Here is a 12,161-nt window from a genome sequence, read left to right as displayed (position 1 = left end):
GGCCGAGCCTAACCCCTTGGCTTAGCGCCCGTAAACGGTGGCGTAAGCGATCTTGTGTGCGTCACCCGGGAAGATGCCCAGGTCTTCGACAGCCAGTTCCGTCGGCATGGCCGAAATCTCGGAAACGGTGCGGTTGTAGGCTGCACGCTTTTGGGCGGCAGTGCGGATCGTGTTGAGGATCGAGGCCATGGTACAGCTCCTTATTGGCTCGTGTGAATTTCGTCTCTCGTGACCCCAATATGTGAGCGCTAACGAAATGCACCAGACGCCCTTTTTCGAAACCCGCCTTGCAGTTTCTGCATAGCAGCAAAAAACCGGCCCCGTTCACACGAGGCCGGCTCAATTTGCCTAAAATTCAGGCGGTTAGCGAATTACTCCGCTTGGGTGATGCGCCCATCCGTGTACGGCGCATAGGGCGAATTCTCACCTAGATACGTCGCCACGACCTCTTCCAGACCGGGGCCGAAATCATAGACGTTCGTGGCCTCGTTCTCGAAGACATCGTAGCCGTCCCCGCCACCGCGCATGTAATTGTTGGACACGACACTGTAGACGGCCTCCGGATCGATCTCGACGAAGCCATCACCATCGGCGACTTCCACCGAAACGATGCGGCTGCCCGGCTCACCGGCGGGGTCCCACGTATAGCGCATGCCCGAGACTTGCGGGAAACGACCCGCCACTTCCTCGACCTCGCTCACACCATTCTCAAGCGCCGCGATGACACCGGCACCGGTCAACTGGAACGTCGCCAGCGTGTTCTGGAACGGCAGAACCGTCAGCACTTCACCCATGCTGACCTCACCCCCGTCGATGGAGGCGCGCAAACCGCCGCCGTTCTGGATCGCGATCGTCACACCCTGGTCGGCCACACGCTCCAGCATGGCATCGGCCACAAGGTTGCCCATTGGGCATTCCTCAACCCGGCAGACCGAACGGTCACCCTCGATGAAATCGGCGGTCTCCCCCACGATCTCGCTCATCGCTTCTTCAATGGGCTCCGCCAATTCACCCACACGGGCCGCGATGTCCGGATCCGGCGTCACCGACGCGTCCAACAGCATCGTGTCACCCTGTGCGAAGATCACATCGCCCGCATCGTCGAAGGTCACCTCAAGATGGCCGACATATTTCGAATAGGCATAGGCCTGCACGATCGGCACCATCGTGCCCTCCGGGTTCGAAATCCACAGCGGATAGGGCTGCTCGCGGCCCGGATCACTGGCGCTGAACAGCGTGTGCGAATGGCCGCCCACGATCACGTCGATGCCGGTCACGGCCTCAGCAATCCGAATGTCATCTGGCGTGCCCACATGGGTCAACGCGATGATGATGCCCACACCAGCCTCGGTCAGCGCATCCACATCGGCCTGCAATGCTTCGATCTCGTCGGTGAAGATCACGTTGTCACCGGGCGAAGACGTCTCGGCCGTGTCGGTGGCCAGCGCGGAAATCACACCAACCTGCACGCCGTTCACATCCAGCACCACATGGTCCTGCAACAACTCGTTGATCTCAGGCTCCTGGCTCACATCCAGATTGCCCGCGATCACGGGGAAATTCACCATCTCGATGAACCGTGCAAAGCCCGACGGGCCAAGGTTCCATTCATGGTTGCCCGAGGCCATCACATCAAAGCCGATGGCGTTCATGAATTCGGCTGCCGCCTCACCCTGATACGTGGTGAACATGGCCGAGCCCTGAAACTGGTCGCCCGCGTCCAGCACCAGAACGTTCTCGCCCTCCAACTCGCCGCGCAGCGTGTTGATGGCGGTCGCGATCCGCGCCACGCCGCCAAAGCATTCGCCCGCCGCGTCGTCTTCGGCGTTACACGTGCTGTCAAAGCGGTTGATCGGCTGAATGCGGCTGTGCAGGTCGTTGATGTGCAGCAGGTGCAGGGTCGTGTCGGCGGCGGCAGGGGCCGCGAGGCCAAGGCCCGCCAGAATCGCGGTTGATCCCAAAATGCGTGCGATCATTGAAATACTCCCAGGTTTTTTGTTGGACTGTTGCCAGCTTGGCGTCACCCCTGCCCCAAGTAAAGCGCCCAAGTCACAACCCCGTGACACTTGACGCCACGGGAGGGGCGGGCCAAACGCCCCCCATGCGCATTTACAAGATCCTGCGGGCCTCAGAATGGGCCGATCTGCAAGCCAAGGGTGAGACGCCCGGTGCCCCCATCGACGTGGCCGATGGCTTTGTCCATTTCTCGACCGCTGCACAGGCACAGGAAACCGCCGCAAAACACTTTTCGGGTGAAGAGGGGCTGATCCTCGCAGCACTTGAGGCCGACGTCTTGGGCGATGCCCTGAAGTGGGAGGTCTCGCGCGGCGGCGACAAATTTCCCCACCTCTACGCCCCGCTGCGGCTGGCGGACGTAATCTGGCACGGGCCTCTGCCCCTGATCGACGGCACGCATATCTTCCCGAAAGACATGTAGATGCTGGAAAATATCGGCCTTAAACTCCTCCGCTCGATGGATCCGGAACGCGCCCACGGCGCAGCGCTTCTGGCGTTGCGCATGGGGCTCGGCCCGCTCACCGGCCCCTTCACCACCGACCGTCTGAAAACGCGGGTGGCGGGCCTTGATCTGCTCAATCCCATTGGGCTCGCCGCTGGTTTCGACAAGAACGCGGAGGCGGCTGGCCCGCTGCAACGCGCAGGCTTCGGCTTTATCGAAGTCGGTGCGGCCACCCCCAAACCCCAACCCGGCAACCCAAAGCCCCGCCTTTTCCGACTCAGCGAAGATCAAGCAGCCATCAACCGCTTCGGCTTCAACAATGACGGGATGGAGGCGATTGCCGAGCGGCTCGAAAAAACGCCCCGCGAAATCCCCATCGGCCTGAACCTCGGCGCCAACAAGGACAGCGCCGACCGGTTAGAGGATTTCGCCGCCGTCTACCGCCGCTGCGCGCCCCATATCGACTTTGCGACGATCAACGTCTCCTCCCCCAACACCGAAAAGCTGCGGGATTTGCAGGGGAAAGAGGCACTGGCTGAGATCATCTCCCGCGTCGACGCCGTCCGCCTGATCGAGGCTGAGCCTGTCGCGCTGTTCCTCAAGATCGCCCCCGATCTGACCCAACAAGACATCGAGGATATCGTCGAAGTCATCCTCGACGCGCCCGGCCGCATCTCCGGCATTATCGCGACCAACACAACGCTCGACCGTGATGGCCTGCAAAGCCCGCACGCCGGCGAAAAAGGCGGCCTCTCCGGCCAGCCGGTGTTTGAGAAATCGACCCGCGTTCTGGCGCAACTTCACGCCCATACGCGCGGCACGATCCCCCTGATCGGCGTCGGCGGCGTGGCCTCGCCCGAACAAGCCTATGCCAAGATCCGCGCGGGCGCGTCAGCAGTGCAGCTTTACACCGGCCTTGTTTACGGCGGCCTGTCGCTGGTGACCGAGATCGCCCAGGGCCTCGACGCGCTCTTGGAACGCGACGGCCACGCAAATGTCGCCGACGCCGTCGGAACCGGAGTATCGGAATGGACCTGACCCTGTGGCACAACCCGCGCTGCTCCAAATCACGCCAAGCGCTGGCCCTTCTGGAGGATGGTGGTCATGCGCCTTCGGTGCGCCTCTATCTGACCAATGCGCCGACCGAAGACGAAATCTCCGATCTGCTGGCACGCCTGAAGGTCGAACCGCGCGCCATGATGCGGACTGGCGAGAAGATCTACAAAGATCTCGGTTTGAAAGATGCCGATGATCCGGCGCTGATCATCGCGATGGCCACCCACCCGATCCTGATAGAACGCCCGATCCTTCTGACGGCGGAAACCGCCATCATCGGTCGCCCGCCGGAACGCGTGCTCACCCTGGTCTAAAGTCTTCCCGAACGGGAACAGTTTGGGCGCCATTAACCACAAAAGTCGTCCCGAACGGGCACAACTCCTCCCAAACGGGAGGATTCAATAAGCGCCAGTTTCAGTCGCCCGCTGCCCGCTCAAGGGCCGGATACTTTACCCCAAGGGTGATGCCACGGGCTGCGAAACTCACCAGCAGGGCAAGCCAGACCCCGTGATTTTCGAAGATCGGGATCAGCACAATAACTGCAACAACGTAGATCAAAGCGCTGATAATCATCATGTTTCTCATGTCGCGCCCGCGCGCCGCGCCGATAAAAATGCCATCCAGCATCCAAGCCGCGCAGCCCACAACGGGGGCCGCGATCATCCACGGTAGGTAGACACGCCCCGCCGCCTGCACTTCTGCATCCTTGGCTAATACATCAATGAAAACAGGGCCCAAGACGAAGAAAAGCACGGCAAAACCCGTACAAATTCCCAGCCCCCAGATCGAAGTCAGCCCGGCAGAGCGCCTGACCCGCGCCGGGTCCTTTCGGCCATAGGCGCGTGCGATCAATGTCTCTGCCGCGAAGGCGAAGCCGTCCATCGCATAGGCCGTTAAGTACATGAATTGTATGAGAACTTCATTCGCAGCCAGCGTCACATCACCGAACTGCGCGCCCAGAAAGGTGAACGAGGTGAACATCGCCACCAGCAACGCAGACCGGATCAGGATGTCCACGTTCAACAGCGCCATCTTGATCATCCGCGCGCGGTCGAACACCCGGCCCCAATCGCGCCAATCCGGGCGGTCGAAGGCATTGCGGCAAAACCAGAATCCCACTGCGGCCCCGACCACCTCGGCAATGGCCGTGGACAGGGCGACCCCTGCGACGCCCCACTCAAAACCCAATACAAACAAGAAGTTAAGGCTTATATTGAGACCATTCATCAGCAGCTGCACCCAGAAGACAGCGCCCGTGCGCTCCTGCGCGATAAGCCAGCCCGTCAGTGCGTAAACGGCAATCGCAAAGGGCGCGGTCCAGATACGGATGAACAGGTATTCCCGCGCGAGAACTTCAACCTCCTCACTGGTCGGGTCCCAGGAAAAGGCCGCCCAAACGATCACCGGGTAGAGCGAGATTAGTAAAAGCCCGCCCACACCGGCAATCATCAACGCGCGCGTCAAAATGGCCGAAACCTCTGCCCTGTCGCCAGCCCCTTCGGCCTGCCCGACAAGGCCCACCGTCCCCATGCGCAGAAAGCCGAAGATCCAGAAAACACTGGATAAAATGATCGCCCCGATGCCCACAGCCCCAATCGGCGCGGCCTCGCCCATCTGTCCGACCACGCCTACATCTACGATGCCCAATAGCGGGACCGTTGCATTCGACAGCACAATGGGACCCGCGATTTTGAGGACCCTTTTGTGCGTCAGCGGCTTTGGCGGGGTGCTGGCGTCTGCTGGCACGTTCATTTCGTCTAACTGCGCTCCGGCATCAGGAAATGCCCTGTTGCCTGTGCAAACAGGCGGTCGCGATTGTCCTGCCACGCCTCAACATGCACGCTTGCATAACGTCGACCTGAGCGGTTGACCCTTGCACGCGCATAGGCATCGCGAGGCAGGCCGGACCGAAGGTAATCCACTGTGAAATCGATCGTTTTTGGCAGCCGAGGCAGTGTTTCTGGCGACAAGCTATCCGCATCCAACCTTCCGCTTTCGATCTCGTCCCAAAGAATGGCGAACGACAATTCCATGATTGCAGACACCTCAAGGAAAGAAGCCGTTGCACCACCGTGTAGTGCGGGCAGAAGTGGGTTTCCGATCAACTTGTCATCGTAATTCAGCACGGCGGTCAGCTCGTCCCCACGGCGGTCGAAACTCACACCAAGCGTCCGGATATACGGCACACCATCAACTAGCGCCGCCAGCGCTTTATCGCGCCTTTCCTTAATGATGTGAACGGGTTCTGGTGCTTTTCTCATGTGGATAACTCAGCCCCTCGTCACAGTGAAAGCGCCGGTTGCTGCGGCAACAGGACGGCTTTCATCATGGTCAAACGCCTCGGCCCGAATAAACGCGACCGAGCGGGTCACATGATAGCAATGGGCTTTCGCGGTGATCCGGTCGCCCGGCGTGGCGGGCCGCATATAGTCGATCCTCAGATCAATCGTTGCAGTGGCTGCCAAAGCCTCCGGGTGGCTCATCACCGCTGCCCCACCGCACGTGTCCATAAGCGCCGAGACCGCACCGCCGTGGATCACACCTGTGCGCGGATCGCCCACCAACGCTTCGTCATAAGGCATTGAAATCACGGCCAATCCATCGCCAATTTCGTCCAAGCTCATCTGCAAAGCCTTTGAAAACGGGATAGCCTCAATGAACTGTCTCGCGATCTTCGCTTTGTCAGGGGCGGGCGGGGGGCTTGTCTTGCTCATGGTATGTCTGTCCCTTCATCCCGGATCATGGTCGCACGCGCGGCAGGCGCAAGAGGGAAGTGTCTTAACAAACCCGCAACCACGCGGCATACTGACAAAACGGGGAGACGAGAGACACCAAATCATGTCCGAAGAACGCCTAGATTTCAAAGAGATGTGCGCGAAGTTCGACGTGACGCCGCGCACATTGCGCCATTACGAATACATCGAATTGCTGGCCCCGGAACGCGAAGGGCGTGCCCGGTTTTACGGCCCCCGCGAAGTGGCCCGCATGACCCTGATCCTTCGCGGACGTCGTTTTGGCTTCAGCCTAGAAGAAATTCGCCAATGGCTTGAAATTTATGACAAAGGCGAAGGTTGGGAAGCTCAGAAAGAGATTTGGATCCAGTATGCAGACAAGCAGCTGGATGAGTTGCACAAACGGCGCGTCGAACTGGATGAGGTTATTGCCGAGTTGAAAACCCTCCGCGACGAAACCGCGTCCAACCTGTGATCCGCGCAGCGCTCCTGTTGTTGACCCTGACGCAGGCCACGCAGGCGGACACGCCGCTGCCGCCGGCAGAAAGCTGGACCATGACGCCCTTTCCCGGTCTTGCCGTGACAGGTTCCCTCGATCCGGCCCGTGTATTCATCGGCCCGCCCGACGGCGAAACCTGGTCGATTGATTTTTGGACCCGCAGCTTTGCGGTCCACCCCTCGCCCAACGGGGAATACGTTCTGATTTCGCCAGCAGGAGGCAACCTGTTAGGATGGAGTGGCGACCCCGACGAGTCGGTGCTGTGGCTCTATCAGGCACCGGGCGGGGAAGAGATTGCGACCGTGCCGCTGCGCGCCCTGATTGATCCGCGCGATATGGAGCGGACCGTTTCACACTACGTATGGATCACCTCGTATACGTGGTCCGAAAATGGCTGGCGCTTTGACACGCCCGATGGCCAAGCTTGGCATCTGAGCACCGATTTGCGCCTCTCACGACGTTAAGTGCGGCCCATCACCGGGCAGCATAATTCCAAGTGCCCCTACGTCACTTTGCGTGACCTTTCGTCAAACGCGGAATGACGCAACGTCTGAATTACGTAAACGTCATCTACGCTTGTAGTGTGAGGCATCGACTCGCAATTGGGCACCAGACACGAAATGTTTGATGTATCGGAAACCCTGATCATGACCCAGGATACTATGACGATCCGCCAGATGTGTGATGCATTTGACGTGACCCCACGGACCTTGCGTTTCTACGAATCCAAGGAACTGCTGTTCCCCATCCGTGACGGCCAGCGCCGTCTGTTCACACGCCGTGACCGCGCGCGTCTCAAGCTGATCCTGCGCGGCAAGCGCTTTGGCTTCAGCTTGGAGGAGATCCGCCAGCTCCTCGACCTCTACTACGTCGATGACAGTCAGCAGACACAGCTGAGCCAGACCCTCGACATAGCGCAGGAGCGTCTGTCCGATATGGAACGCCAGCGCGCCGAACTCGACGAAGCGATCGACGAGTTGCGCAACCAGATGCAGTTGGTGGGCGATATGCTCTCCAGCAACAAACCCGCCGCCTGACAACACCAAAGACCACCCTTCGGGAGGATAAAAACATGCCGAGCTACACCGCCCCCACGAAAGACATGGAGTTTATCCTCCACGACGTTCTCAAGATCGAGCAGGACAACATCCCCGGCTACAGTGATCTAGACCGAGATTTCACGACCGCGATCCTTGGCGAGGCCGGCAAGATTGCCTCCGAAGTTCTGGCACCGCTGAACGTTGTGGGCGACACCGAAGGTTGCACGATGGAAAACGGCGTGGTTCGTACGCCAACGGGCTTTAAAGCGGCCTTTGACGAGACCCGCGAAGGCGGTTGGCCCGGCATCGACATGCCCGAGCAGTATGGCGGCATGGGCCTGCCTTACGTGATGAACACGGCAACGGGTGAGATGTTCTCGTCCGCCAACCAGGCGTTCACAATGTATCACGGTCTGACCCACGGCGCGGCCTCCGCAATCCTGGCCCACGGCACCGATCAACAGAAAGACACCTACCTTCCAAAGATGATCTCGTGCGAATGGACCGGCACCATGAACCTGACGGAGCCCCACTGCGGCACCGATCTGGGCCTAATGCGCACCAAGGCGGAACCGCAGGGCGACGGCAGCTACAAGATTTCCGGCCAGAAAATCTTCATTTCCGCCGGTGAGCACGACATGTCCGACAACATTGTCCACCTCGTGCTTGGCAAAATCGTGGGCGGGCCTGAGGGCATCAAAGGCGTGTCGCTCTTCATCGTACCGAAGTTCCTTGTGAACGAGGACGGCTCGCTTGGCGCGCGCAACGGCGTCAGCTGTGGCAAGATCGAAGAAAAGATGGGCATTCACGGCAACTCCACCTGCGTGATGAACTATGACGAGGCGACCGGCTACCTGCTCGGCGAAGAGCATAAAGGCATGCGCGCCATGTTCACGATGATGAATGAAGCTCGCCTTGGCGTCGGCATGCAGGGCCTCGCACAGGCCGAGATCGCGTTCCAGAACGCACTCGAATACGCGAAGGACCGCCTTCAAGGCCGCGACGTAACCGGCGTGAAGAACCCTGATGGCCCCGCTGATCCGCTGATCGTGCACCCCGACATCCGGCGAAACCTGATGGAGCAGAAAAGCTTTGCCGAAGGGGGCCGCGCCTTCCTTCTGTGGGGCTCCACGCTCATCGACCGCGCACACCGTTCGGAAGATGCGGATGCCGATGGCCTCGTGTCGCTGCTAACGCCCGTGATCAAGGGCTTCCTGACCGACAAGGGCTACGACATGACCGTGCAGGCGCAGCAGGTCTATGGCGGGCACGGCTATATCGAAGAATGGGGCATGTCGCAGTTCACCCGCGATGCCCGTATCGCGATGATCTATGAAGGCGCAAACGGCGTTCAGGCGCTGGATCTGGTGGGTCGCAAGCTCGCGCAGGATGGCGGCAAGCACGTCATGGCGTTCTTCGATCTGGTCAAAAGCTTCTGCAAAGAGAAGGCTGAGATTGAGGGCATGGCCGAGTTCATCGAGCCGCTCAAGCGCGCGTCGAAGGATCTGCAGGCCGCGGGCATGTACTTCATGCAGGAAGGCATGAAGAACCCCAACAACGCGCTTTCGGGCAGCTACGACTTCATGCACCTGTTCGGGCACACTTGCCTGGGTCTTATGTGGGGCATGATGGCAAAGGCCTCGTTGGAAGCATTAGCAGGCGGCACGACCGACCCCGACTTCCACAACACCAAGCTGGCCACGGGCCGGTTCTACATGAACCGCACCCTTCCGATGACGGCGACGCACCTTGCCCGCATTCAGGCTGGCGGCGAAGATGTCATGGCACTGGAAGCCGCCAACTTCTGATGAACGTGCGCCGCACATGTCTTTGGATAGGGCTCGCGACACTCGTCGCGGGCCTTTTTTGGTCCGCAAGCCGCTTAATGGATCAACTGAGCGAAATCGCCGTTTCCTCAAGTGAACGCAGCACTGGCCCGCTTGAGCCGGCACTTGCCTTGTGTGTTATCGGGATATTGATCATCATCGCCTCTCGCTTCGTCCGAAAGGAATAAGATGCACAAACGCCTCCGCCCGATCCGGGGCCTGCTTCTCGCCTTCGCAATCGGCATCACACCCACCCTTCCGGTGACAGCGCAAACCGGACAAGACATTGCCGAAGCCCGTGTTGCTATCGAACAGTTCGAGGCGGCTTTTCAGGCGGGCGAGTATTCTGCCCTGCTCACAGCGATGCCCCCACGCATTCTGAACACCATCGCCACGCAATCGGGTATTCCGGCAGACACTCTGGTCGCCCAATTGGAAACCCAGATGACGGCGATGATGTCTCAAATGACATTCGAAAGCTTCGGCATGGATTTGCAGGGCGCGACATGGGGCGAGACGTCTACCGGTTTGACCTACGCGCTCGTACCAACGCAGACCGTCATGACCCAGCCCGGATCTGGCCGCATCCGATCAAACACCACCACCCTTCTGCTGAACGAGGATGAGGCTTGGTATCTAATCCGCGTTGACAGCACGCAACAGACAAGCATCCTGCGCCAAGCCTACCCGGAATTCGGCAGTGTCGACTTCCCCTTTGGCTCGATGGAGGTTCTCGACTGATGCCCAAACGCCTGCGCCTGACGCGCCGCCCAAACATCGCCATGTCCGAAGACGGCTTTCGCAAATTGCGGAGCCTTGCAAAGGAGGCGGGCCTGGACGAGGGCGAATTCCTCAGCTTCCTGTTCGAGCACTGGGGCAGCGTCATCAACGAAGAGAAATTCATCGCGCGCCTGCGCCTGTTCAATTCCGAGATCGACGCGCGCAAACGCTAAGGCCCAAGCGGATCGGCGCCGCATTCACTACCCGCCCCCGGGGTCCATCGGGGGAACATAGCCAATGCGACGCCTTCACCTTTTGGGTCGCCAGCTCTGCAACTGACGCCGCACGGCAATTCTCGTTCGTTAACCTTAACAAAAGGTTACCGCGAAAAAGCCGTCGAAACGTTTGGCCCTCACGGAGCCATCTCAAGGGGGGAACATGACCAACACACTTTACTGCTTTGGTGAGTCCGGAAATGCCTACAAGGCGGCGCTCGCTCTGGAATTGGCCGGGGTCCATTGGACGCCGCGGTTCGTCGACTTCTTCAAGGGCGAGGCCCGCTCGGCCGAATTCAAAGCGATCAACCCGATGGGCGAGGTTCCGGTTCTTGATGCGGATGGCACCATCCTGACCCAATCTGGCGTTATTCAGGATTGGGTCATGGAGACGACCGGCAAACTGGGCGGCGGACACCCAGAGCTTCGGCGCGAAATCCTCCGTTGGACGATCTTTGACAATCAAAAGGTCTCCGGCATGGCCGGGCCGCTGCGCTTCATGATGAACTTCCTGCCCGAAGAAAAGCGCAACGCCGACGTCAATGGTTTCATGGCCGGTCGCCTAAAGGCTGCCTTGGCCGTGCTTGAAGGTGAACTCAGCGAGCGCGACTGGCTGGTCGGCGATGCGCTCACCTGCGCCGACATCTCCTGCGCAGGCTACCTGTTCTATGAAGAACCCTTCACCTTCGCTCGTGCAGACTATCCCGCCATCGACGCTTGGCTGACGCGGATCAGCGACACACCGGGCTGGAAACACCCCTACGATCTGATGCAACGCGCCTTGGCGTGATCCCCGCAGGCGCCATATTTTTGCTGGTTTCCCCGGCCATCCCTTTGCAAAGTAGGGAAAATGGGGAACGGGCATAATGGTCAGCCAAATCGCACTAGGAGCCATCTGGGGCTATCAACGCTGGATCTCGCCGCGCAAAGGCTGGCGCTGCGCGCATTCCGTCCTGCACGGCGGGACGGGCTGTTCCGGCCATGCGAAATTCGCAATCCGCGACCATGGTCTTTGGGCCGCGATACCACTGATCCGCCAACGCCTGCGAGATTGCAAGCAAGCCTCACTTACCCTTCATGCGAATTGTGCCGTGTGCAACGAACGTGATCCTGAGGACGGCTCCGGCGAGGATGGACGCCCCAACCGTGGCCCGTGGGGTCGTAAGCGCCGCAAGCAGAACCGACAGGACGCGGCGTGTGATGCCTGCGACTGCGCGGCGCCCGGGTGCTTGCCGGCCCTCGCCTTGCCCGCTTTCTGTGCGTCCTCCTCCAGTCCAGACGCACAGCCTGCGCCAACACCGGATAAATTTGCGACCCCTGCCCCCGACGGCGCGCCCGATGGCGGCGGCTGTGACCTCGGCGGGTTGGATTGCTCGGCGCCATCCTGCGATGGCGGATGCGGCGGGTGTGATTGCGCCCCCTCCTGCGGGTAACGCGCAAGTTTACCAAAACGTCACGTCACGGGGTCGCTCAGGCGCTTGCGCTGTAGGGCCCAAAACGCCCATGTCTAGGATAACACCGCGTCCCGCGCGGCGGTGACACTCGGAGGACTCTC

General features: G+C 60.2%; 16 protein-coding genes. 11 read left to right on the top strand and 5 right to left on the bottom strand.

Going from position 1 to position 12,161, the window contains the following annotated elements; all coding sequences use genetic code 11:
• Positions 1-21 precede the first annotated feature (21 nt).
• Both V8J81_RS03865 and V8J81_RS03860 read right to left on the bottom strand, forming a co-directional pair.
• Positions 22-189: a hypothetical protein gene (locus V8J81_RS03865; protein ID WP_368474433.1), complete on the bottom strand. Its 168-nt coding sequence runs from the start codon at positions 187-189 to the stop codon at positions 22-24.
• A 182-nt stretch (positions 190-371) separates the two neighbouring features.
• Positions 372-1,976: a bifunctional metallophosphatase/5'-nucleotidase gene (locus tag V8J81_RS03860; protein WP_368474432.1), complete on the bottom strand. Its 1,605-nt coding sequence runs from the start codon at positions 1,974-1,976 to the stop codon at positions 372-374.
• Positions 1,977-2,101: 125 nt separating this feature from the next.
• On the opposite strand from V8J81_RS03860, the gene V8J81_RS03855 reads away from it, so the two are divergent.
• Genes V8J81_RS03855 through arsC form a run of 3 tightly spaced genes read left to right on the top strand, consistent with a single transcriptional unit; the run spans position 2,102 to position 3,828 of the window.
• Positions 2,102-2,437: a DUF952 domain-containing protein gene (locus V8J81_RS03855; protein WP_368474431.1), complete on the top strand. Its 336-nt coding sequence runs from the start codon at positions 2,102-2,104 to the stop codon at positions 2,435-2,437.
• On the top strand, positions 2,438-3,496 hold the full coding sequence (locus V8J81_RS03850) for a quinone-dependent dihydroorotate dehydrogenase (RefSeq protein ID WP_368474430.1): 1,059 nt from the start codon (positions 2,438-2,440) through the stop codon (positions 3,494-3,496). It abuts the gene before it with no gap.
• Entirely contained in the window at positions 3,487-3,828 is a 342-nt protein-coding gene (gene arsC, locus V8J81_RS03845) for an arsenate reductase (glutaredoxin) (RefSeq protein WP_368474429.1), read from the top strand. The genes V8J81_RS03850 and arsC overlap by 10 nt, the downstream gene beginning before the upstream one ends.
• 100 nt (positions 3,829-3,928) lie before the next feature.
• Here the strand turns inward: arsC and V8J81_RS03840 are convergent, their stop codons facing one another.
• Genes V8J81_RS03840 through V8J81_RS03830 form a run of 3 tightly spaced genes read right to left on the bottom strand, consistent with a single transcriptional unit; the run spans position 3,929 to position 6,228 of the window.
• Positions 3,929-5,266: an MATE family efflux transporter gene (locus tag V8J81_RS03840; protein WP_368474428.1), complete on the bottom strand. Its 1,338-nt coding sequence runs from the start codon at positions 5,264-5,266 to the stop codon at positions 3,929-3,931.
• A gap of 5 nt (positions 5,267-5,271) precedes the next feature.
• Positions 5,272-5,775: a PaaI family thioesterase gene (locus V8J81_RS03835; RefSeq protein ID WP_368474427.1), complete on the bottom strand. Its 504-nt coding sequence runs from the start codon at positions 5,773-5,775 to the stop codon at positions 5,272-5,274.
• 9 nt (positions 5,776-5,784) lie between these two features.
• Positions 5,785-6,228 (bottom strand): PaaI family thioesterase, encoded by a 444-nt coding sequence (locus V8J81_RS03830; protein ID WP_368474426.1) that lies wholly within the window; start codon positions 6,226-6,228, stop codon positions 5,785-5,787.
• 124 nt (positions 6,229-6,352) lie between these two features.
• On the opposite strand from V8J81_RS03830, the gene V8J81_RS03825 reads away from it, so the two are divergent.
• The 8 genes from V8J81_RS03825 (at position 6,353) to yidD (ending at position 12,039) form a co-directional block, all read left to right on the top strand.
• A complete protein-coding gene (locus tag V8J81_RS03825; RefSeq protein WP_368474425.1) occupies positions 6,353-6,721 on the top strand; it encodes a MerR family transcriptional regulator in 369 nt (122 codons plus the stop codon).
• Entirely contained in the window at positions 6,718-7,209 is a 492-nt protein-coding gene (locus tag V8J81_RS03820) for a hypothetical protein (protein WP_368474424.1), read from the top strand. Before V8J81_RS03825 ends, V8J81_RS03820 begins: the two co-directional genes overlap by 4 nt.
• A gap of 183 nt (positions 7,210-7,392) precedes the next feature.
• The gene (locus V8J81_RS03815; RefSeq protein ID WP_368474423.1) at positions 7,393-7,782 is read left to right on the top strand and encodes a MerR family transcriptional regulator; all 390 of its coding nucleotides are present in this window, start codon (positions 7,393-7,395) and stop codon (positions 7,780-7,782) included.
• 35 nt (positions 7,783-7,817) lie between these two features.
• Positions 7,818-9,593 (top strand): acyl-CoA dehydrogenase C-terminal domain-containing protein, encoded by a 1,776-nt coding sequence (locus tag V8J81_RS03810; RefSeq protein WP_368474422.1) that lies wholly within the window; start codon positions 7,818-7,820, stop codon positions 9,591-9,593.
• Between the two features lie 207 nt (positions 9,594-9,800).
• Entirely contained in the window at positions 9,801-10,352 is a 552-nt protein-coding gene (locus tag V8J81_RS03805; protein ID WP_368474421.1) for a hypothetical protein, read from the top strand.
• Complete coding sequence (locus tag V8J81_RS03800) at positions 10,352-10,564, top strand: hypothetical protein (protein ID WP_368474420.1); 213 nt, start codon at positions 10,352-10,354, stop codon at positions 10,562-10,564. Before V8J81_RS03805 ends, V8J81_RS03800 begins: the two co-directional genes overlap by 1 nt.
• 205 nt (positions 10,565-10,769) lie before the next feature.
• Positions 10,770-11,396 (top strand): glutathione S-transferase family protein, encoded by a 627-nt coding sequence (locus V8J81_RS03795; protein ID WP_368474419.1) that lies wholly within the window; start codon positions 10,770-10,772, stop codon positions 11,394-11,396.
• Positions 11,397-11,472: 76 nt separating this feature from the next.
• Positions 11,473-12,039: a membrane protein insertion efficiency factor YidD gene (gene yidD, locus V8J81_RS03790; RefSeq protein ID WP_368474418.1), complete on the top strand. Its 567-nt coding sequence runs from the start codon at positions 11,473-11,475 to the stop codon at positions 12,037-12,039.
• The last annotated feature ends 122 nt before the right edge of the window (positions 12,040-12,161 follow it).

Origin of the sequence: Gymnodinialimonas sp. 202GB13-11, assembly GCF_040932485.1 — a bacterium.
GTDB lineage: Bacteria > Pseudomonadota > Alphaproteobacteria > Rhodobacterales > Rhodobacteraceae > Gymnodinialimonas > Gymnodinialimonas hymeniacidonis.
The sequence above is the reverse complement of the archived record's forward strand: the minus strand, read 5'-3'. Positions and strand labels throughout refer to the sequence as shown.

Coding starts and splice junctions, on each gene's coding strand:
- V8J81_RS03860 (WP_368474432.1), bottom strand. CDS start 1,976: ATGATCGCACGCATTTTGGGATCAACCGCGATTCTGGCGGGCCTTGGC.
- V8J81_RS03825 (WP_368474425.1), top strand. CDS start 6,353: ATGTCCGAAGAACGCCTAGATTTCAAAGAGATGTGCGCGAAGTTCGAC.
- V8J81_RS03835 (WP_368474427.1), bottom strand. CDS start 5,775: ATGAGAAAAGCACCAGAACCCGTTCACATCATTAAGGAAAGGCGCGAT.
- V8J81_RS03805 (WP_368474421.1), top strand. CDS start 9,801: ATGCACAAACGCCTCCGCCCGATCCGGGGCCTGCTTCTCGCCTTCGCA.
- V8J81_RS03800 (WP_368474420.1), top strand. CDS start 10,352: ATGCCCAAACGCCTGCGCCTGACGCGCCGCCCAAACATCGCCATGTCC.
- V8J81_RS03850 (WP_368474430.1), top strand. CDS start 2,438: ATGCTGGAAAATATCGGCCTTAAACTCCTCCGCTCGATGGATCCGGAA.
- V8J81_RS03865 (WP_368474433.1), bottom strand. CDS start 189: ATGGCCTCGATCCTCAACACGATCCGCACTGCCGCCCAAAAGCGTGCA.
- V8J81_RS03795 (WP_368474419.1), top strand. CDS start 10,770: ATGACCAACACACTTTACTGCTTTGGTGAGTCCGGAAATGCCTACAAG.
- yidD (WP_368474418.1), top strand. CDS start 11,473: ATGGTCAGCCAAATCGCACTAGGAGCCATCTGGGGCTATCAACGCTGG.
- V8J81_RS03815 (WP_368474423.1), top strand. CDS start 7,393: ATGACCCAGGATACTATGACGATCCGCCAGATGTGTGATGCATTTGAC.
- V8J81_RS03810 (WP_368474422.1), top strand. CDS start 7,818: ATGCCGAGCTACACCGCCCCCACGAAAGACATGGAGTTTATCCTCCAC.
- V8J81_RS03855 (WP_368474431.1), top strand. CDS start 2,102: ATGCGCATTTACAAGATCCTGCGGGCCTCAGAATGGGCCGATCTGCAA.
- V8J81_RS03840 (WP_368474428.1), bottom strand. CDS start 5,266: ATGAACGTGCCAGCAGACGCCAGCACCCCGCCAAAGCCGCTGACGCAC.
- arsC (WP_368474429.1), top strand. CDS start 3,487: ATGGACCTGACCCTGTGGCACAACCCGCGCTGCTCCAAATCACGCCAA.
- V8J81_RS03830 (WP_368474426.1), bottom strand. CDS start 6,228: ATGAGCAAGACAAGCCCCCCGCCCGCCCCTGACAAAGCGAAGATCGCG.